Below are 19,708 nucleotides of genomic sequence, written 5' to 3'. Positions count from 1 at the left end.
GACCGTTGCCGGCCCTGACAAGATGAGATTAGATCTTACATGCGCCGCTTTCGCAGCCATCATCCTGAATAGAAGGCGCCAGATCGTCCTGTGCATCTTCTGCACCATCACGGGTGTTTTGATAGTACAGGGTTTTCACGCCAAATTTGTAAGCGGTCAGCAGGTCTTTCAGCAGCTGTTTCATCGGTACTTTGCCATTGGCAAAACGGCTCGGATCGTAGTTGGTGTTCGACGAAATCGCCTGATCGATAAACTTCTGCATCACGCCAACCAGCTGCAGATAACCGTCGTTGGACGGCATTTCCCACAGCAGTTCGTACTGATCTTTCAGACGCTCATACTCTGGCACCACCTGACGCAGAATGCCGTCTTTGGATGCTTTGATGCTGATGTGACCACGCGGTGGTTCGATACCGTTAGTCGCGTTCGAAATCTGCGAAGAGGTTTCAGATGGCATCAGCGCCGAGAGCGTAGAGTTGCGCAGACCGTGCGTGGTGATCGACTCACGCAGACCTTCCCAATCCAGATGCAGCGGCTCGTTGCATACCGCATCGAGATCCTTTTTATAGGTGTCGATCGGCAGAATGCCCTGCGAGTAAGTGGTCTCTTTGAACCACGGGCAGGCACCTTGCTCTTTCGCCAGTTCGTTCGAGGCTTTCAGCAGGTAGAACTGAATCGCTTCGAAGGTTTTGTGCGTCAGGTTGTTGGCGCTGCCATCAGAATAACGCACGCCGTTTTTCGCCAGGTAATAGGCGTAGTTGATCACGCCGATGCCCAAGGTACGACGGCCCATTGCACCGCGTTGTGCCGCGGGGATGGGGTAATCCTGATAATCCAGCAGCGCATCAAGTGCACGCACTGCGAGGGTTGCCAGCTCTTCCAAATCGTCGAGGCTGTTAATCGCGCCCAGGTTAAAGGCCGACAGCGTACACAGGGCGATTTCGCCGCTTTCGTCATTCACATCGTTAAGCGGTTTGGTTGGCAGGGCAATTTCCAGACACAGATTCGATTGGCGAACCGGCGCGATGCTCGGATCAAACGGGCTGTGGGTGTTGCAGTGATCGACGTTCTGAATGTAGATACGGCCAGTCGAAGCACGTTCCTGCATCATCAGTGAGAACAGTTCAACCGCTTTCACGCGCTGCTTGCGGATGCTGTCGTCTTTCTCGTATTTGGTGTACAGACGCTCGAACTCGTCCTGATCGGCGAAGAACGCATCGTACAGGCCCGGTACGTCAGACGGGCTGAACAGCGTGATGTCTTCACCCTTCAGCAAGCGGGTGTACATCAACTTGTTAATCTGCACACCGTAATCCATGTGGCGCACGCGGTTGCCTTCAACACCACGGTTGTTTTTCAGCACCAGCAGGCTTTCCACTTCCAGATGCCACATTGGATAGAACAGCGTTGCTGCACCACCACGCACGCCGCCCTGTGAGCAGGACTTCACCGCGGTCTGGAAATGTTTGTAGAATGGAATACAGCCGGTATGGAACGCTTCACCACCGCGAATTGGGCTACCCAGCGCACGGATGCGGCCGGCGTTGATGCCGATACCGGCGCGCTGTGAAACGTATTTCACAATGGCGCTGGAGGTAGCATTGATCGAGTCAAGGCTATCGCCGCACTCGATCAGCACGCAAGAGCTGAACTGACGGGTTGGGGTACGCACGCCGGACATAATCGGCGTCGGCAATGAGATCTTGAAGGTAGAGATCGCATCGTAGAAGCGCTTCACGTAATCCATACGGGTTTCGCGCGGGTAGCCAGAGAACAGGCAAGCCGCCACCAGAATGTAGAGGAATTGAGCGCTTTCGTAGATTTCACCGCTGACGCGGTTCTGCACCAGATACTTTCCTTCCAGCTGCTTAACCGCGGCGTAGGAGAAGTTCATGTCGCGCCAATGGTCGATGAACTCGTCCATCTGCGCGAACTCTTCGGTGCTGTAATCTTCCAGCAGGTGACGGTCATATTTGCCCATCTCAACCATCTTCACCACCTGGTCGTACAACTTCGGCGGTTCAAACTGGCCGTAAGCTTTTTTACGCAGGTGGAAGATCGCCAGGCGCGCGGCCAGGTATTGGTAATCTGGCGCATCACGTGAGATCAGGTCTGCGGCAGCCTTGATGATGGTCTCATGAATATCAGAGGTTCTGATGCCATCATAGAACTGAATGTGTGAGCGCAGTTCAACCTGTGAAACGGAAACGTTGTTCAGCCCTTCGGCTGCCCAATCCAGTACACGGTGAATTTTGTCGAGATCAATGCGCTCCTGGCGGCCATCGCGTTTAGTAACGAGCAGACTTTGGTTCATGTCGCGTTTTTACCTGTCCATGCATGAATGACGTATTTATCCCCCATCTATGCACAAGGTCTATGCACAAGCCGCTCGTTGTGAGTAAGCCTGTGAATAAACACTATATATAGGGGGTGCGGGAAGTTTGAACAACAATATGGTGAGTATTCTAGTCAGCAATCTCTTCTTAACAAGAGTTGATTTTCACTAAAAAATCGTCCTTAGAGGGTGGCTAAAATCCTGGATCCCCATGCCGCAAGGCCTGCACATCGTGTCAACCGCTCAGTACTTTTTTTTCACTTTATGATCGAGCGCGTGTTTCTTGCTCAACTGATACGATTCGAGAATTATCTGAGGTCAAATAAGCCCTGACAAGGCCGCCAGCAGCGAACTTATCTAAAATTGCTTATGAATTTTTTGTGACTTGCTAAGCCTATAAAAAAGGCAGGCACGCGTCTAAAAGGAAATTGATCTGGATAGCGGGTCGCCATGAATGGCGACCCTGCGGGCAGAATATTGTAGTGTGCGCATTCATGCGCACCGGGTTGATCAATCCTGGCGGTGGGTATGAATCATATAGTTCACGTCAACGCCGCGGCCGAGTCGGAACTGATTACTCAGCGGATTGTAGTGCAGGCCAATCATATTTCTTTCGCGCAGCGGCGTTTCATCCACCCAATTCAACAACTCGGCCGGACGGATAAACTTCTTCACGTCATGGGTGCCGCGCGGCACCATGCGTAGCACATACTCTGCACCAAATACCGCCAGCAGCCAGGCTTTGGGATTACGGTTAATAGTGGAGAAGAACACTTCGCCGCCCGGCTTCACCAGTTGTGCGCAGGCTAGCACCACGGAACGTGGATCGGGCACATGCTCCAGCATCTCCATACAGGTCACCACATCATATTGACCAGCATGGCTGGCGGCGTGATCTTCCACGGTTTGCTGTACGTAATTAACGCTGACGCCGCTCTCCAGCGCGTGCAGACGCGCCACTTCCAGCGGCTCCGCACCCATATCCAGGCCAGTAACCTCAGCGCCTTCGCGCGCCATGCTTTCGGCCAGAATGCCGCCACCGCAGCCAACATCGAGGACTTTCTTACCGAACAGGCCATGGCTGTGCTGCGCAATCCAGCCAAGTCGCAGGGGATTGATGCGGTGTAGAGGCTTAAATTCACCTTCTAAATCCCACCAGCGCGATGCCACCGCCTCAAACTTGGCGATCTCGGCGTGGTCAACGTTCTGGCGGCTTTCCTGCGGTTGTTCACTCATTGAATCATCACTCCAGACAAAATATTCCCTCAGTATAAACGCTTAAGCGCGGTGAGCGCATCTCTGGCAGCGAAGGAAAAGCGGCATTAAGCCCTGGTTTACGTTCACCGAAGGGAAGCGATGTGATATACTTTCGCACCTTTAAATCCGGGATTATGTAGAGGGATAGCGGCTCCATGAGCGACCTTGCGAGAGAAATTACACCGGTCAATATCGAAGAAGAGTTAAAGAACTCTTACCTCGATTACGCCATGTCGGTCATTGTTGGCCGAGCCTTACCCGATGTGCGTGATGGTTTGAAGCCGGTACACCGCCGTGTGCTTTTTGCCATGAGCGAACTGGGTAACGACTGGAATAAACCCTATAAAAAATCCGCCCGTGTGGTCGGTGACGTCATCGGTAAATATCACCCGCACGGCGATTCCGCGGTATATGAAAGTATCGTGCGTATGGCCCAGCCGTTCTCCCTGCGCTATATGCTGGTTGACGGTCAGGGTAACTTTGGTTCAGTCGACGGCGACTCCGCTGCAGCGATGCGTTATACCGAAGTCCGTATGGCAAAGATTTCCTCGGAGCTGCTGGCTGACCTGGAAAAGGAAACCGTCGATTTCGTGCCGAACTATGACGGCACCGAGCAGATTCCTGAAGTCCTGCCAACCAAAATTCCTAACCTGCTGGTAAACGGTTCTTCCGGTATCGCGGTAGGTATGGCCACCAATATTCCACCGCACAACCTCACGGAAGTGATTAACGGCTGCCTGGCTTTCATCGAAGATGAAGACATTACCGTTGAAGGCTTGATGGAGCACATCACCGGGCCAGATTTCCCGACTGCTGCGTTTATCAATGGCCGCCGCGGTATCGAAGAAGCCTATCGCACCGGGCGCGGCAAGATTTATATCCGCGCGCGTGGCGAAGTGGAAACCGATGCCAAGACCGGGCGTGAAACCATCATCGTTCACGAACTGCCGTATCAGGTGAACAAAGCGCGTCTGATCGAGAAGATTGCTGAGCTGGTGAAAGAGAAGCGCGTTGAAGGTATCAGCGCACTGCGTGATGAATCTGACAAAGACGGCATGCGTATTGTCATTGAGATCAAACGCGATGCGGTGGGTGAAGTGGTTCTCAACAACCTCTACTCACTGACGCAGCTGCAGGTTTCTTTCGGCATCAACATGGTGGCGCTGCATCAGGGCCAGCCGAAGATCATGACGCTGAAAGGCATCATTGAAGCCTTCGTGCGCCATCGCCGCGAAGTGGTGACGCGTCGTACCATTTTCGAACTGCGTAAAGCGCGCGATCGTGCCCACATCCTTGAAGGCTTGGCGATTGCATTGGCGAACATCGATCCGATCATCGAACTGATTCGTCGTGCACCAACACCTGCAGAAGCGAAACTGGGCCTTTTGGCGCAGTCGTGGGATCTCGGCAATGTGGCTGCCATGCTGGAACGTGCCGGTAATGATGCCGCGCGTCCGGAGTGGCTGGAAGCCGAGTTTGGTATTCGCGATGGTCAATATTATCTGACCGAGCAGCAAGCGCAGGCGATTCTGGATTTGCGTCTGCAGAAACTGACCGGCCTTGAGCACGAAAAACTGCTCGACGAGTACAAAGAGCTGCTGGACCAGATTGCTGAACTGCTTTACATCCTGCAGAGCGCTGAGCGCTTGATGGAAGTGATTCGTGAAGAGCTGGAGCAGATGCGCGATCAGTTCGGCGATGCCCGTCGTACGGAAATCACCGCCAATAGTGCTGACATCAACATCGAAGACCTGATCAATCAGGAAGACGTGGTGGTTACGCTGTCGCATCAGGGTTATGTCAAATATCAACCGTTGACCGACTATGAAGCCCAGCGCCGCGGTGGCAAAGGCAAATCAGCCGCACGTATTAAAGAAGAAGACTTTATCGATCGTCTGCTGGTGGCCAACACCCACGACACCATTCTGTGCTTCTCCAGCCGTGGCCGTCTCTACTGGATGAAGGTCTATCAGCTGCCAGAAGCCAGCCGTGGTGCGCGTGGTCGTCCCATCGTTAACCTGTTGCCGCTGGAAGCCAACGAACGTATCACCGCTATCCTGCCGGTGCGTGAATATACCGAAGGCTTCAACATCTTCATGGCAACCGCGAGCGGCACCGTGAAGAAAACCGCTCTGCAAGAGTTCAGCCGTCCACGTAGTGCGGGCATCATCGCCATCAACCTGCGTGAGGATGATGAGCTGATTGGTGTGGCGCTGACCAACGGTAGCGACGAAGCGATGCTGTTCTCTGCCGCCGGTAAAGTGGTGCGCTTTGCCGAAACCGCCGTGCGTGCGATGGGCCGTTCTGCCTCAGGCGTTCGCGGTATCAAGCTGGCTGAGAAAGACAAAGTGGTGTCGCTGATTGTGCCACGCGAAGAGGGCGCGATCCTCACCGTGACGCAGAACGGTTACGGTAAACGTACTGCTAATAGCGAGTATCCAACCAAATCGCGTGCAACGCAGGGCGTGATCTCGATTAAAGTCACCGATCGAAACGGGCCAGTTATTGGCGCGGTACAGGTGGTGGATGGCGATCAGATCATGATGATCACCGATGCCGGAACGCTGGTACGTACCCGCGTGTCGGAAGTCAGCGTGGTTGGCCGTAACACTCAAGGCGTGATTCTGATCCGTACTGCGGAAGATGAAAATGTCGTGGGTCTGCAACGTGTTGCTGAGCCGGTGGAAGAGGAAGAACTCGACGCCATTGACGGCAGCGTAGCGGAAGGCGAAGAAGATATCGCGCCGGAAGTGGAAAGCGATGACGAAGCGCCGGAAGCCGACGACGAAGAGTAATCCGTAAGGTGGTTGATAAACGGCAGGTCATTAAATTGACCTGCCGTTTTTTTATCTGAGTTTTACGCTAACGGCGCACGCCAACTGGCTTTTTAGGGCCGATAAAGCTAGTGTATGGGAGCTTTCCAACATCCTGATAACCCCTTACCGCCAGTGAGCCTCTTTTGAAATATCTTGTCTCCTTTCGCACCACGCTCCGTATCTCGCGCTACCTTTTTCGTGCGCTGGCGTTGCTGCTCTGGGCGCTGGGTGCGCTACTGACGACTTTTTACATCATCAATGTGCTGCACGAGAAAGAGAATGCGGTTCGTCAGGAGTTTGCAACGAATTACGGCCAGGCGGAATGGTACATCCGTCACTCTGCTGATGTGATGCGCGAACTGAAATACATCACCGAAAATCGCCTGAGCAGTAGCGCTAACGGTCTGGACGTGTTGAACGGTTTACCGCCGGGCAAAGGCACGCTGCCGCAGTTCACGCCGCTATTTTCCGACGGTGACTGCACCTCAATGAGCAACACCTGGCGCAATTCGCTGGATTCGCTCAGCGATTACATTAATTACTGGAAAAGTAACTTTGCCTCGGCCTATGAATTGAACCGGGTGTTTTTCGTCAGTGGCGAAAATCAGTGTCTGGCAGATTTCACCATCGGCACCAACAATTCAGTCGATCGTGAACGCAGCCTGAAAGCACTGCGCGAGCGTGTCCTGCACTATCGGAATGGTAATGAAGAAGAGCGCCGCAATCCGATGTACTGGATCACCAGCAGCGCGCAGCCAGGCGTCGGCAACTTCTATATGGTGATGCCGGTGTATGTGGCAAACAAACTGCAGGCACTGCTCGGCGTAGAGCAGAATATTCGCCTGGATGAGTTTATTCAGCCGGGCGGTTTGCCGCTGGTGGCCACCATCACCGATGAAAACTATCGGCCGCTGATCAGCTCGCGTCGCGGTGGTCCGGGTTACTCGCTGGACGACCTGCCGGACAACAGTACCTGGTTTGGTTATCTCGATAGCTATCGCCAGCTGGTGTTGAAAAAGCCGCTGCCGCCAACCAATCTTAATGTGGTGTGGTCGCTTTCCACCGATGTGTTAATGGATCAGCTCAAACTGATGCTCATTAACGCGCTGTTACTCAACATCTTCACGGCGGTAATTTTGTTCACGCTGGCGTGGATATTCGAGCGGCGTATGTTCCTGCCGGCGGAGGAGAATGCGCATCGGCTTGAGGAGCACGAGCAGTTTAACCGTAAGATTGTCGCTTCTGCGCCGGTCGGTATCTGTATTTTGCGTACCAGCGACGGTACCAATATTCTAAGTAATGAGCTGGCGCACAACTATCTGACGCTTCTCACACAGGAAGATCGCCAGCGGCTGAATGAGATTATCGGCGGTCAGCAGGTCAATTTCGTTGATGTGCTCACGGGAAGTAATACCAACCTGCAGATCAGCTTTGTGCACTCCCGCTATCGCAATGAAAACGTCGCGATTTGCGTGCTGGTGGATGTTTCGGCGCGCGTGCGCATGGAGCAATCGCTGCAGGAGATGGCGCACTCGGCCGAGCAGGCCAGCCAGTCAAAATCAATGTTCCTGGCTACGGTTAGCCATGAGTTGCGTACGCCGCTTTACGGTATTATCGGTAACCTCGATCTGCTACAAACCAAAACGCTGCCGAAAGGCGTCGATTCGCTGGTTACCGCTATGAACAACTCCTCGAGCCTGTTGCTGAAGATCATCAGCGACATTCTCGACTTCTCTAAAATCGAATCTGAACAGCTGAAAATCGAACCACATCCGTTCTCGCCGCGAGAAGTGGTCAATCACATCGCCAGCAATTATTTATCATTGGTGGTTCGCAAGCGCCTGACGCTGTATGTATTTATCGAAAATGATGTGCCGCTGGCGCTGGATGGCGATGCGATGCGTTTGCAGCAGGTCATTTCAAACTTGCTGAACAACGCCATCAAGTTTACCCACACCGGCTGCATCATTCTGCATGCCTATGTTAAAGAGGGGTATCTGGCGTTCCGCGTGCGCGATACCGGCGTCGGCATTCCGGCCAAAGAGGTAACGCGCCTGTTCGATCCCTTCTTCCAGGTGGGTTCTGGCGTGCAGCGCAACTTCCAGGGAACCGGATTGGGTCTGGCGATCTGCGAAAAGCTGATCAACATGATGGATGGCGATATCGAAGTCGATTCCGAGCCAGGCATGGGCAGCCAGTTTATCGTGCGCATTCCGATCTATTCTGGTCAGCTGGCAGCGCCACCGCTGCTGGACGGTTTACAGGAAAAAGCCATCTGGCTGGATATGCGCAATGAGTATCTCGCCAGCTTCCTGCTGCGTTTGCTGCAACAGCAGGGCATTCAGGCGGCGTATTATCAGGGCCAGGCGGCGAGTGATGATGTCATTATCAGCGATCATGACGAACTTCCCGCACAAAGCGGGCGTGCGTGTATTCGTATCTGCGGTGAGCACATTGATATGCCGCAGGAAACCTCGCCGGGGCAGTGGATTCAGAGCAGCGCCATGCTGCACGATTTACCGCAGCTGCTTGGCCGTATTTACCGTATCAATATCAATAGTGAAACCGCCACGCCGCTGCCGCTGGCTACACCGCAGGAAACCGCCAATTACGACGATATTATGGTGCTGATCGTCGATGACCATCCAATCAACCGCATGCTGCTGTCAGAGCAGCTTGGTACCGTCGGTTATCAAACCAAAACGGCACAGGATGGCGTTGATGCATTGAACGTGCTGAGTCGTAACCATATCGATATTGTGCTGAGCGACGTCAACATGCCAAATATGGATGGTTATCGCCTAACGCAACGTTTACGCCAGTTAGGGCACACGTTCCCGGTGATTGGCGTTACGGCGAATGCGCTGGCAGAAGAGAAGCAGCGTTGTATGGATGCGGGCATGGATAACTGTCTGTCGAAACCGGTGACGCTGGATGTGCTAAAAACCACGCTAGCGATGTATGCAGAACGCGTCAGGAAGGGCAGGGAAGGGACCTAGTGAAAGTACGGGCGGTGTGTGCAACACCGCCCGCAAGTATTACTCTTTGTCGACCTGAGTGGCGCTAACGGAAGAGAGATAGTTCAAAAGCGCAATATCGTTTTCCACGCCCAGTTTCATCATCGCTGATTTCTTCTGGCTACTGATGGTTTTGATACTGCGGTTCAGCTTCTTGGCAATCTCCGTCACCAGGAAGCCTTCTGCGAACAGACGCAGCACTTCGCTCTCTTTCGGCGACAGACGCTTGTCACCGTAGCCACCGGCGCTGATGCGCTCCAGCAGTTTTGCCACGCTTTCCGGCGTATATTTTTTACCTTTCTGTAAAGCAGCCAGGGCTTTAGGCAGATCGGTTGGTGCGCCTTGTTTCAGGACAATCCCTTCAATATCCAGATCCAACACCGCGCTCAGGATCGCTGGGTTATTGTTCATGGTAAGAACGATAATCGAGAGATCCGGATAGTGACGTTTAATGTATTTGATCAGGGTGATACCGTCGCCATACTTCTCGCCCGGCATTGAGAGATCGGTAATCAGGACATTGGCGTCCAGTTTGGGCAGGCTGTTTACCAGTGCTGTTGAGTCTTCAAACTCACCTACAACGTTAACCCATTCGATCTGTTCCAGCGACTTACGGATACCGAACAGAACGATCGGATGGTCATCGGCAATAATTACGTTCAAGTTATTCATCTTATTGGTTACCTTGCTGCAGCAGTTGGCTGACGTACGCGTCAATTTCACTGGTGGTATTTTTAATGGTCAAATCGTCACATACTTTTATGTGTTGTTCTAACGCTTCACAAAGCTGTTTACCTGACCCCAGATTGAGCATGGCAAACACGCCTTTCAGGCGATGTGCTGTCTGAGCAAGCGAGGGATAATCCTTTTCCGCCGCTTCAGTATACAGTCTCTTCACATCTGGCGGTACTGTCTCGGTAAACAGCTGGAAATAGCCACCGCTTAACAGCGGTGAGGCTGCTTCATCTTCGCTACTCTCCTCCATTAAATCATGGGCAAGTTGCTTCTCGATCAGGGCCAGCAACGCATCAAGCAGCGCGTTGCTGAGATTGAAGTTGACCCTGAATTGCTTATCATTCAGTGCGTGATGACCGATTTCGTCACCGGCCAGCAGCAGCGCCCAGCCCGTCATGCGGGCGGGATCGTCGGTTACCAGGACATCATGATCCTGGCCGGTCAAACGTTCGTCGGAAGTCAGGCATTTCGCTCCCCAGTTTTCCAGATGGCGGCAAACAATTTTATGCACGTCTTCAACGGCGATATCGACCAGAGCGGTCACGCCTTCCAGCAGCTTCTCTTCCTGTTCGCCCTGCTGTTCCAGCGCCAGCGGCAGCTGAATGTTATAGCGCGTTCCGATATCGGGTTTAGCGATGATCTCAAGCTGGCCACCCATCTGTTTACACAGCTGTTTACACAGGAAAAATGCCATGCCCGATGCCTGGCCGAAGCGATCTTGCGTAGTATCGCCAAGGTAGGGGAAATCGACATTCGCCAGTTCATCGATGCTCAGGCCGGAGCCGGTATCCACCAGCTGCAGCAATACCTGATTGGGTTTTTCCTCGCTGGTTTTAATCTCCAGCGAAATCTTGCCCCAGCGTGTGGTGGTCAGCGAATAGTGCATTAACGTGGTCAACACTTTGCGCAGGGCGCGACGATCGCCAAAGCGCATTTCATCATTGGCAAGATGATTATTCACCACCAGCGCCAGACCTTTACGACGCAGCAACGGCAGGCTTTCCAGCGCGATTTCGTCCAGCATATCCTGCAGATTGAATACGCTGGCATCCGGCGACCAGTCATGCGCTTCGAGGCGATTAAGCAGCACAATGTCATCCACCAGCCGTGCCAATGCCTGACTTTCGTCGAGCAGATCGAGCACGCTTTCATCATCGTCCCGCTGGCTGAGCTGCACCAGCTGCGTCACCATGCTTTGCAAGGGGCGATTCAGCGCATGTCCCAGATTTTGCATCAGCTGCTGACGCATTTGGTGATTACGATCCAGCACCTGTTGCGCCTTCTGCAGCTTCTTATTGACCAGTAATTCTCGGTCCTGATCGCGCATCATAAATAGCTGCGTATGCGGCGACAGCACGCTGCGCGCATGGCGAATTTCATACACTTCGTTATTGATGGTCGCTTGCAATACGCCCTGATGCTGATCGGACATATTGATGATTTTCTGCAGATTCAGATGCGGCAGCAGGTGTTCAGCGATTTTATTGCTGAGCAGCGTGCGGTTAGTCGCGAAGTCATACACCAGCAAACCCACGGGCAGACTGGCAACAATCTCTTCGTTCAGCATCCGCAGGGAATCGAGTTCGGCGCTCTGGTTCTCGTTAGGGCGCAGCGATTGCTGACGCAGCAGGGTGATACCGGCAATCGACAGCAAAAACAGCACAAGGTTGATCAACAGCGGCCACATCAGATTATGCAACGTATCCATCGCCAGGCTCGTGAGCGGCACGCGGTACACTAACTGCAACGACGTACTTGGCAGTGAGGCAGCAATTTCCAGGTTAGGGTTAACCAGCGCCACATGGGTGCTTTCACTGCTGCTATCGTCGTTGCTGGTGGGGGTGCTGCTGGTTTGCGTGGCATCCTGACGCAGCTGGAAATTCTCCAGCGGCATATTGCGCGGAATCAGATCGTTAACCGGCAAATCAAAGGCCACGACGGTGGCTAAATGGCCCGGCTGGTTGAAGGTGGTGCGCAGGGTAAAGTAGTGATCGTTCTGCCAGGCAAAGTGGCGTAGCGGTGAGAAGCTTTCACGCTCATCCAGCGCATTGGCCTGCTGCAACATTTCGGCGCGGCGGCTATCGACCAGCGTATTGATCGCGCTCTCTTTGTAACGTGTCGCCATATCTTTCAGCGGCAGGGTGGAGATCATGATCAGGCTATTATCCTGACCATTCAGAAAATACATCGACCAGGTTGGATTCTCCGCGCCCCACAGCGTATCAAGATAGTTGGACATGCGCATGGTCATATCCAACGTGCTGCTATCGTGCGATCCAAAAATCAGCGCTTCGGTTTTACGGCGGGTTTTTTCCAGATAATAGACATCCGGGCGCAGACGCGTTTCCTGCAGATTGCTATTCGGCGTTGAGCCGGCGGCGCTGGTGGCAAGATTTTCATAGATCTGCCAGGTGGCAAAGCGCGATGCATCAATGCGTTTCTGCATGGCACGCGCCAAATCGGTCATCGCATAGCGCTTTTCCGTAATCCAGGCATTGACGCTATTGTGCACCATCGCGCCCAGCGCCAGAAAAAGCACCAGGTTAAACACCACGAAAAAGCGCGTAACGTTGCCGGATGTCAGAGGAAATTTATAAAGCATAGTGTCTCAGGACCATGGAATTAGCGCGCAACCCGTCGGGCACTGGCCGCAACGGCCAGCAGTAGCAGAGCGATCAGTAAAAATGCGCCACTCAGGCTGATCCACTGGGATATCAATCCGATTAAAGCCGGACCTGAAAGAATACCCGCATAGCCTAAGGTTGTCATGGCCGAAATCGCCAGATTTGACGGCATATCGTGTTGATTCCCCGCGGCATTGAACAGCATCGGTACCGTATTAGCCAGGCCAAAACCAACCAGCAGGAATGCCAGAAGGGCAATTTGCGGCCATGGCAGTAAAACCGCCAGCGTCATGCCGGCTGCAGCGGCTAATGCGCCGGTTAACATCACCGGATAGCGGCCAAAGCGTTGAATCACCTTGTCGCCCGTCAGACGGCCGATCGTCATCGCCACCGAGAATACCGCGTAGCCCAAGCCAGCATGTGCAGGGCTCATAGCAGGGCTCTGCAACAGCAGTAGCGCGCCCCAGTCGAGTACGGCACCCTCGGCAAGAAACAGGATAAAACAGAGCAGGCCAAGGAAAGCCACCCAGCCCCGCGGGATAACCAGCCACGGCTGATCGGGCTGATGCAGACGTTCCTTCATTAACGTCGGCAGGCTCCACACCAGCAGCAGTACGATGAGCACCATCACCACGCCGACGGCTTGCAACGGCGTCAGGCCGCTGCCCAGCAGTAAGCTGACGGAACCCGCGCCAATAATGCCGCCAAGACTGAAGAAACCGTGAAAGCCGGACATCATCGGTTTACGCGCCGCTTTTTCCACTTCAACGGCCTGTACGTTCATGGCGACATCCAGCATGCCGAGCCCGGCGCCAAAAACCATTAAAGTCGCGGCCATCAGCCACATTTCATCAAGCGTAGCCAGCAGCGGCAGGGCAACCAGCACCACCAGCGTGGAACAGAGCATCACCCGACGACCACCGAAGCGCGCGATCAGACCGCCGGTAACCGGCATCGCGGCCAGTGAACCGATGCCCAGGCACAGCAGCAGGCCACCAAGCGATGCACCGCTCAGCGCTAGACGCTGGCTGGCAAAAGGCACTAACGGTGCCCAGGCTGACATGCCCAATCCAGCGATAAGGAAAACGATACGTGTCCCCAGGTTGACACGATGATGCAATTTATTCTGCTGTGCGGCGTCCAGTGCTGTCATAAATGTTATTTTTCATTAGCGTATAAAGCGACGAAGTTTAGCATTAAAGGCAGCGTCGCACCGCGCATCAGAGGATATCCGATCACAAGTTATCAACGCCAGAAACAGGCATATTACCGATTTTTTACCAGGCGCCGCGCTTTTCCAGAACTTTCCTGGGCTGTGCCAGGCAAAACTGGAGTGACTTAAGTAAAATTTTCCCTACTGATTGTTGCAGTATACTGATGAGATATACCGCGCGGCACGCGGCTGACACACGATTCTTTTGGCGCTGTCGCAAAGCGCACATTTCCGGATTTTCGCCAATAGGCAGCGACCACGTAAACCCGATATGTTAGCTATCCCATCGGCTCCCGGTGCGGAATAGAGCGAGATCGATATTATTTCTCCCCTTTGGGAGAAAATTTGCTGTGTCTTAATTTCATCCTTGTTACCGGCAGGTAACCCCTTTTCATCAGGCGAAGCGGGCCGTTTATTAACGGCCTGTATGGCGCACCGGTCCGCTTAAAACATTAATAAGCATAATGACTGTGGCAAATCATTCCCTGTAACGAGGTTACCTATGTCTTCACGTCAATCCGAACATCAATTAGCAGCAATTTTACAATCGGCAGTCAGCCTTTATCCGGTGGATGATAACTCAGCAAGTCTGCAACTTCGCAGCATAGATACCACGCCGCCCGCAGCGCTGCATCCTTATGAACCGATAGCCCAGGATGGCATCATTGCCGCATGGGAGGCGGGCAAAAATATTCACCTGCGCGGACGCGCTGAATCTGAGCCCGGCGCGACGGTTACTTTGACCTTTAACGGTGAAAGCTGGCACAGCACGGTGAATCAATGGGGCTACTGGAATGCATCGATGCCGCCATCAGTACTCCACGGATTGGCTGATGGCGCCTATTCGTTGACGCTCACCATTACCGATAAAGCCGGTAACAGCACCGATACTCAGGTTGAATTTGGGGTTTACGTCGATAAAACCATCAAACCCATGCTCACCGTCGATCCCATCAGCGGTGATAACGCTGTTAACGTTGTGGAAGGGATTTACGGCGTGGACGTGCACGGAAGCGCCACGCATATGCCGAATAACAGCCACGTCACGCTGACGTTAGCCGGTAAAACTTATACCGGTAGCGTTAATGGACAGGGCGAATGGACGGCCACAATCCAGGAACAGGATCTGCAGGGGCTACAGGATGGTGTTTATAGCCTAAAAGTCAGCGCCACCGATCCCAATGGCAAGACCACTACCACACATCAGGATGTCACGCTGATCACCCATGTCAGCAGCTTGCCGCACATCAGTTTTGACAAAGTGACAGCCGATAACGTCATCAATAAAGAGGAGAGCCAAAACGATCTCACCTTTAGCGGCGATCTCTCCGTGGTGGTGCCGGGCCAGCAACTGTTGCTGTGCAGCGGCGATGCAGTCTATCACGCGCAGATTGGCAGCGATGGGCATTGGCAGGTCACCATTCCAGCCAGCGACGTGGCGAGTTTTATTGCGCTGGGCGAAGTTCGCGTTTATGCGCTGGATGGTGCAGGCAACAGCACCGACGCGATGCTGGAACTGAACGTGGTAACCAAGCTGCCCGACATCTATTACGAAATCAATATCGGTGGTGATACCACACTCAACCAGCAGGAAGCGCAGCACGATCTCAGTTTCTATCTGGAAGGCGTCAGGGAATTGACGATTAACGGTAAAAACTACACGCCGGTCGATGGCACGGTGACCATCAGTGCCGCAGATTTACAGGCGCTGCCGGATGGTGAAGTATCAGCGCTTGCCACGCGCGGAGATGAGTACGGCAACCATGACACGCAGATCATCGAGAATCTGTTCAACGTTGCTATCCATCAATTGCCGACAATGACGCTGAATCAACCTTTTGGTGATGGCGTGTTGGATGCGGTGGAGGTTAATAACTGGCATCTGATTCAGGGCAGCAGCACTCATCTTGAGCAGGGCAGTGTAGTCACCTTGACGCTCGGCGATCAGAGCTACAGCGCCACGGTAAAAGCCGATGGTAATTGGTCGCTGACAATTTTAGCCGGTCAGCTCGCTCCCCTTGATGACGGCAGCTATCAGATGAAGGTCAGCGCACAGGATAAAGCGGGCAACGTGGCGACGGCAACGCAGCCGGTGACGATCGACAGCCACGAGGCGGTTGTCAGTGCCAGCAGTGAGCCGGCAGGCACGCTGCTCGCGAATGTCAGTGCAGGCAGCCTCGACCATAGCGATCAACATGGCGATGCGTCGATCCTCCGCGGCAGTGAAACGCATTACAACGCCAGCGACAGCAGCTATACCCTCGCCGATCATCTGCAGCAGCAACACCCGGTGCAGACAGTCGTTTAACCCACATACCAACCGCTAGCGCTCTCAGCTAGCGGTTGCCAGCCTCTTTCCATTGCTTATGAGACCACAGGGATGACTGCACAACCCTTTAACAGCGACAACGGCATCGCGGCGATGCTGCGTGTGGCGGCACGTTTCGGCAAACCAGCGGATGGCAGTACGCTGCATCAGCAGATGCGTTGGTTTCAACATCTGGCTCCCGCGCAACAATTAGCACGTCTGGCTGAACTACTGGGATTGCATTTCATGCTGATTCCTCACGATAAACTCCGCTGGCGTCAGGAAATTGTTCCGGTGTTGCTACTGCTGGAAAACGGCAGCCTTGCCTTGATTGAAGAGGTAGATCGCGATGGCGGCGTACGCTATTGGCTGAGCGAAGGTGGCGACGTGATGCGTTCAGCCTTGCTGAGCGATTTGTTAGCGCAGGCACAGGCCAATGTCGGCGTGATTGGCGTGGCGGCGCGCGGGCGAGATGCGCGCATTGATGAGTTTGTGCAACCCTATGAGCCACACTGGTTTTGGCATAATTTTCGCGGCATGAAGCGACGCATGGCTGAAATCAGTCTGGCATCGCTGGTAGGCAACGTGCTGGCGCTGGCGGGAATTCTGTTTTCGATGCAGGTGTACGATCGCGTCATTCCCGCGCAGTCACAGCCGACGCTATGGGTGCTGTTTACCGGCGTGTTGCTGGCGGCTGCGCTTGAATATCTGATCCGCCTGATGCGCACTCAGGTTTCCGATCTGATGGGCAAGCGCATCGACCTAAAAATTTCAGCCATGCTGTTCGCGCGTGCCATGAACATTCGTAATGAAGCGCGGCCACGCTCTACCGGATCCTTTATTGCCCAGCTGCGCGAGATCGATCAGGTACGCGAACTGCTGACCTCCACCACGGTGAATGCCGCGGCCGATCTGCCATTCGTGCTGCTGTTTTTATTGATCATGGCATCGATTGGCGGCTGGCTGGTGTTGATTCCGCTGCTGGCGATTCCGCTGATCGTTATTCCGGGGTTGCTGGTACAGATCCCCATGGCGCGGCTGGCGCGGGAAGGGCTACGCGAGAGCGCACTGCGCCAGGCGGTGCTGGTGGAAACCCTTGAAGGGGTGGAAGACATCAAAGCGCTGCAGGCCGAACCCTATTTTCAGCGCCAGTGGGAGCAAACCCACGACGTCAGCGCCACTATCAGCAACCAGCAACGCTTGTGGGGCGCGCGTCTTACCGGTTGGTCAGGAAGCGTCCAGCAGCTCACCTATGCCGGTATGCTGGTATTTGGCGTGTATCTGGTACTTGATAATCAAATCACCACCGGCACGCTGGTGGCCTGTAGCTTGCTCTCTGCGCGCACTATTGCACCGCTCATGCAGCTCACCATGGTGTTCTCGCGCTGGCAGCATGCAAAATCGGCCATGAAAGGGCTGGATGAATTACTGAAAAAGCCGCTCGATCAGCCCGACCGTGCTACGTTGGCGCATTGCCCGGTGCTTACCGGCCATTTTCAGCTGCAAAACGTGCACTATCGCTATGACGAAGAGAGCGGGAACAGTGTGCTTAACCTTCCGCAATTGCAGATTACGCCTGGCGAGCGCGTGGCAATTCTTGGCAAAGTCGGCGCGGGCAAATCAACGCTGCTGAAAATGCTTGCCGGACAAGCGCGCGCCAGCCAGGGAAAAGTGTTGGTGGATGGCGTGGATATCACCTGTATCGATCCGGTCGATCTGCGCCGCCAGCTTGGCTGGCTGTCGCAGGATTCCAGGCTGTTCTTTGGCACGCTGCGGCAGAACCTGTTGCTCGGTAATCCGCATGCCAGCGAGCAGGGGATGTTGCAGGCACTGCGCATTAGCGGCGCGCTGGCGTTGATACAGCAGGATGCTGCCAGCCTCGATCGCATTATTCACGAAGGGGGACGGGGATTGTCCGGCGGTCAACGGCAAATGGTATTGCTTAGCCGGTTGATTCTGCGCCAGCCGCAGGTGGTGCTGCTGGATGAACCCACCGCAGCCATGGATGAACAGCTGGAAGCTCAGGTCATTCGGCAGCTGGCACAATGGGTGACGGGCCGCACGCTGGTGTTGGTAACGCATCGTCCTGCCTTACTGCGTATGGTGGACCGCATCGTGGTAATGGATAACGGACGCATTGTGGCTGACGGCGCGCGCGACGAGATTCTGCGCCACGCCGCGGCGAATAAGGGAGATGCAGCATGAGCATGGTGATCGTCGATAAAGATCTGGCGCGGCGCGAGCGTCGCACGTCGGCCATTATCTGGCTGTGCGTGTTGACGCTGCTGCTGTTTCTGCTGTGGGCGCACTTTGCGGTGTTGGATGAAGTAACGGTAGGCATCGGCAAAGTTACGCCATCAACCCATGCGCAAATGATCGAGAGTCTGGATGGCGGCATCGTCAAACAGCTGAACGTGCACGAGGGGACTATCGTGCAGCGCGGGCAGGTGCTGGCCACGCTTGATCCCACGCGCTTTCAAACCAATTTTGGTGAAGCGATTGCGCGCGTCCGCACATTGCGCGCTTCGGCTGAGCGGTTACAGGCCGAGCTCAGCGATCGACCGCTGAACTTTAGCGCAGAGATCCAGCAATATCCCGATCTGATCGCGCGTGAAACCCAGCTATATCAGGCTCGCCGGCAAAATTTTGTCGAAACGGTTGGCAATCTACGGCAATCCCTCACGTTGGTGCAGGCGGAACTCAATTTGACAGAGCCGCTGATGCTTCGCGGCGCGGCCGGGAAGGTGGACGTTATCCGTCTGCAACGGCAGGTAAGCGATTTGCGTGGCAAAATCGACGAGGCACGTAACGACTATTATGTGCGCGCGCATGAAGAGCAGGTGAAGAACAACGGTGAACTGGATGCGCAGCTGCAGGTTGCCGCGGGAAAACAGGATCTCCTTGCACGTACGACGTTACTCTCGCCGGTGCGAGGCATAGTGAAAGATATTCGCGTCTCTACGGTTGGCGGCGTATTGGAGCCGGGCGGCAAACTTATGGAGATTGTGCCGCTGGAGGATCAGCTGCTGATTGAGACGCGTATCAATCCGCGTGACATTGGCTACATTCGTCCCGGGTTGCCTGCGGTGGTCAAGATCACCGCCTTTGATGCCGCCATCTACGGCGATCTCCGTGGGGAGGTGGAAACGGTATCGCCGGACACGCTGCAAGATGAAGTCAAGCATGATGAATTTTATTATCGCGTCTATGTACGCACTAACAAGGCGGAGTTAGTGAATAAGCACGGGCGTAAATTTGCCATTATGCCGGGCATGGTGGCGAATGTTGAGATTAAAACGGGTCAGAAAAGCGTCATGGATTATTTGCTCAAGCCTCTGAATAAAGCCAAAGAATCGTTACGTGAGCGCTAGCAATAAGCGCCGTATATTCATCCAGCGATCTT

General features: G+C 54.2%; 10 protein-coding genes. 5 read left to right on the top strand and 5 right to left on the bottom strand.

Annotated elements, in window-relative coordinates; translation table 11 throughout:
- Positions 1–28: 28 nt before the first annotated feature.
- Positions 29–2,314 (bottom strand): class 1a ribonucleoside-diphosphate reductase subunit alpha, encoded by a 2,286-nt coding sequence (gene nrdA / locus AC07WB_RS13195; RefSeq protein WP_097096603.1) that lies wholly within the window; start codon positions 2,312–2,314, stop codon positions 29–31.
- 531 nt (positions 2,315–2,845) lie between these two features.
- Positions 2,846–3,571: a bifunctional 2-polyprenyl-6-hydroxyphenol methylase/3-demethylubiquinol 3-O-methyltransferase UbiG gene (gene ubiG / locus AC07WB_RS13190; protein WP_097096604.1), complete on the bottom strand. Its 726-nt coding sequence runs from the start codon at positions 3,569–3,571 to the stop codon at positions 2,846–2,848.
- A 176-nt stretch (positions 3,572–3,747) separates the two neighbouring features.
- Between ubiG and gyrA the strand changes: the two genes are divergently transcribed.
- Positions 3,748–6,387, top strand: coding sequence for a DNA topoisomerase (ATP-hydrolyzing) subunit A (gyrA, locus tag AC07WB_RS13185; RefSeq protein WP_097096605.1), 2,640 nt, complete (start codon positions 3,748–3,750; stop codon positions 6,385–6,387).
- Between the two features lie 164 nt (positions 6,388–6,551).
- The gene (gene rcsC, locus AC07WB_RS13180) at positions 6,552–9,407 is read left to right on the top strand and encodes a two-component system sensor histidine kinase RcsC (RefSeq protein ID WP_097096606.1); all 2,856 of its coding nucleotides are present in this window, start codon (positions 6,552–6,554) and stop codon (positions 9,405–9,407) included.
- Positions 9,408–9,446: 39 nt separating this feature from the next.
- Here rcsC and rcsB read toward each other — a convergent pair whose 3' ends face one another.
- The 3 genes from rcsB to AC07WB_RS13165 are packed head-to-tail and all read right to left on the bottom strand — an operon-like array spanning position 9,447 to position 13,937.
- Positions 9,447–10,097, bottom strand: a complete 651-nt coding sequence (rcsB, locus tag AC07WB_RS13175) for a response regulator transcription factor RcsB (RefSeq protein ID WP_007889370.1) — start codon at positions 10,095–10,097, stop codon at positions 9,447–9,449.
- 1 nt (position 10,098) lies between these two features.
- Entirely contained in the window at positions 10,099–12,762 is a 2,664-nt protein-coding gene (gene rcsD / locus AC07WB_RS13170; protein WP_097096607.1) for a phosphotransferase RcsD, read from the bottom strand.
- 20 nt (positions 12,763–12,782) lie between these two features.
- On the bottom strand, positions 12,783–13,937 hold the full coding sequence (locus AC07WB_RS13165) for an MFS transporter (RefSeq protein WP_097096608.1): 1,155 nt from the start codon (positions 13,935–13,937) through the stop codon (positions 12,783–12,785).
- 562 nt (positions 13,938–14,499) lie between these two features.
- Here AC07WB_RS13165 and AC07WB_RS13160 point away from each other — a divergent pair.
- From AC07WB_RS13160 to AC07WB_RS13150, 3 genes are all read left to right on the top strand, one after another.
- Positions 14,500–16,305, top strand: coding sequence for an Ig-like domain-containing protein (locus AC07WB_RS13160; RefSeq protein ID WP_494940646.1), 1,806 nt, complete (start codon positions 14,500–14,502; stop codon positions 16,303–16,305).
- 72 nt (positions 16,306–16,377) lie between these two features.
- A complete protein-coding gene (locus AC07WB_RS13155) occupies positions 16,378–18,510 on the top strand; it encodes a type I secretion system permease/ATPase (RefSeq protein WP_494940645.1) in 2,133 nt (710 codons plus the stop codon).
- Complete coding sequence (locus AC07WB_RS13150; protein ID WP_097096611.1) at positions 18,507–19,676, top strand: beta-barrel domain-containing protein; 1,170 nt, start codon at positions 18,507–18,509, stop codon at positions 19,674–19,676. The genes AC07WB_RS13155 and AC07WB_RS13150 overlap by 4 nt, the downstream gene beginning before the upstream one ends.
- Positions 19,677–19,708 lie beyond the last annotated feature (32 nt).

It is taken from the genome of Pantoea sp. GW821-FHT03E06, from assembly GCF_059420725.1.
This window is presented reverse-complemented; position numbering and strand designations above follow the sequence as displayed.

What these genes read in the sequence shown, in the direction of transcription:
- nrdA (WP_097096603.1), bottom strand. Translation starts at nt 2,314, where the DNA reads ATGAACCAAAGTCTGCTCGTTACTAAACGCGATGGCCGCCAGGAGCGC.
- ubiG (WP_097096604.1), bottom strand. Translation starts at nt 3,571, where the DNA reads ATGAGTGAACAACCGCAGGAAAGCCGCCAGAACGTTGACCACGCCGAG.
- gyrA (WP_097096605.1), top strand. Translation starts at nt 3,748, where the DNA reads ATGAGCGACCTTGCGAGAGAAATTACACCGGTCAATATCGAAGAAGAG.
- rcsB (WP_007889370.1), bottom strand. Translation starts at nt 10,097, where the DNA reads ATGAATAACTTGAACGTAATTATTGCCGATGACCATCCGATCGTTCTG.
- rcsD (WP_097096607.1), bottom strand. Translation starts at nt 12,762, where the DNA reads ATGCTTTATAAATTTCCTCTGACATCCGGCAACGTTACGCGCTTTTTC.
- AC07WB_RS13165 (WP_097096608.1), bottom strand. Translation starts at nt 13,937, where the DNA reads ATGACAGCACTGGACGCCGCACAGCAGAATAAATTGCATCATCGTGTC.
- AC07WB_RS13160 (WP_494940646.1), top strand. Translation starts at nt 14,500, where the DNA reads ATGTCTTCACGTCAATCCGAACATCAATTAGCAGCAATTTTACAATCG.
- AC07WB_RS13155 (WP_494940645.1), top strand. Translation starts at nt 16,378, where the DNA reads ATGACTGCACAACCCTTTAACAGCGACAACGGCATCGCGGCGATGCTG.
- AC07WB_RS13150 (WP_097096611.1), top strand. Translation starts at nt 18,507, where the DNA reads ATGAGCATGGTGATCGTCGATAAAGATCTGGCGCGGCGCGAGCGTCGC.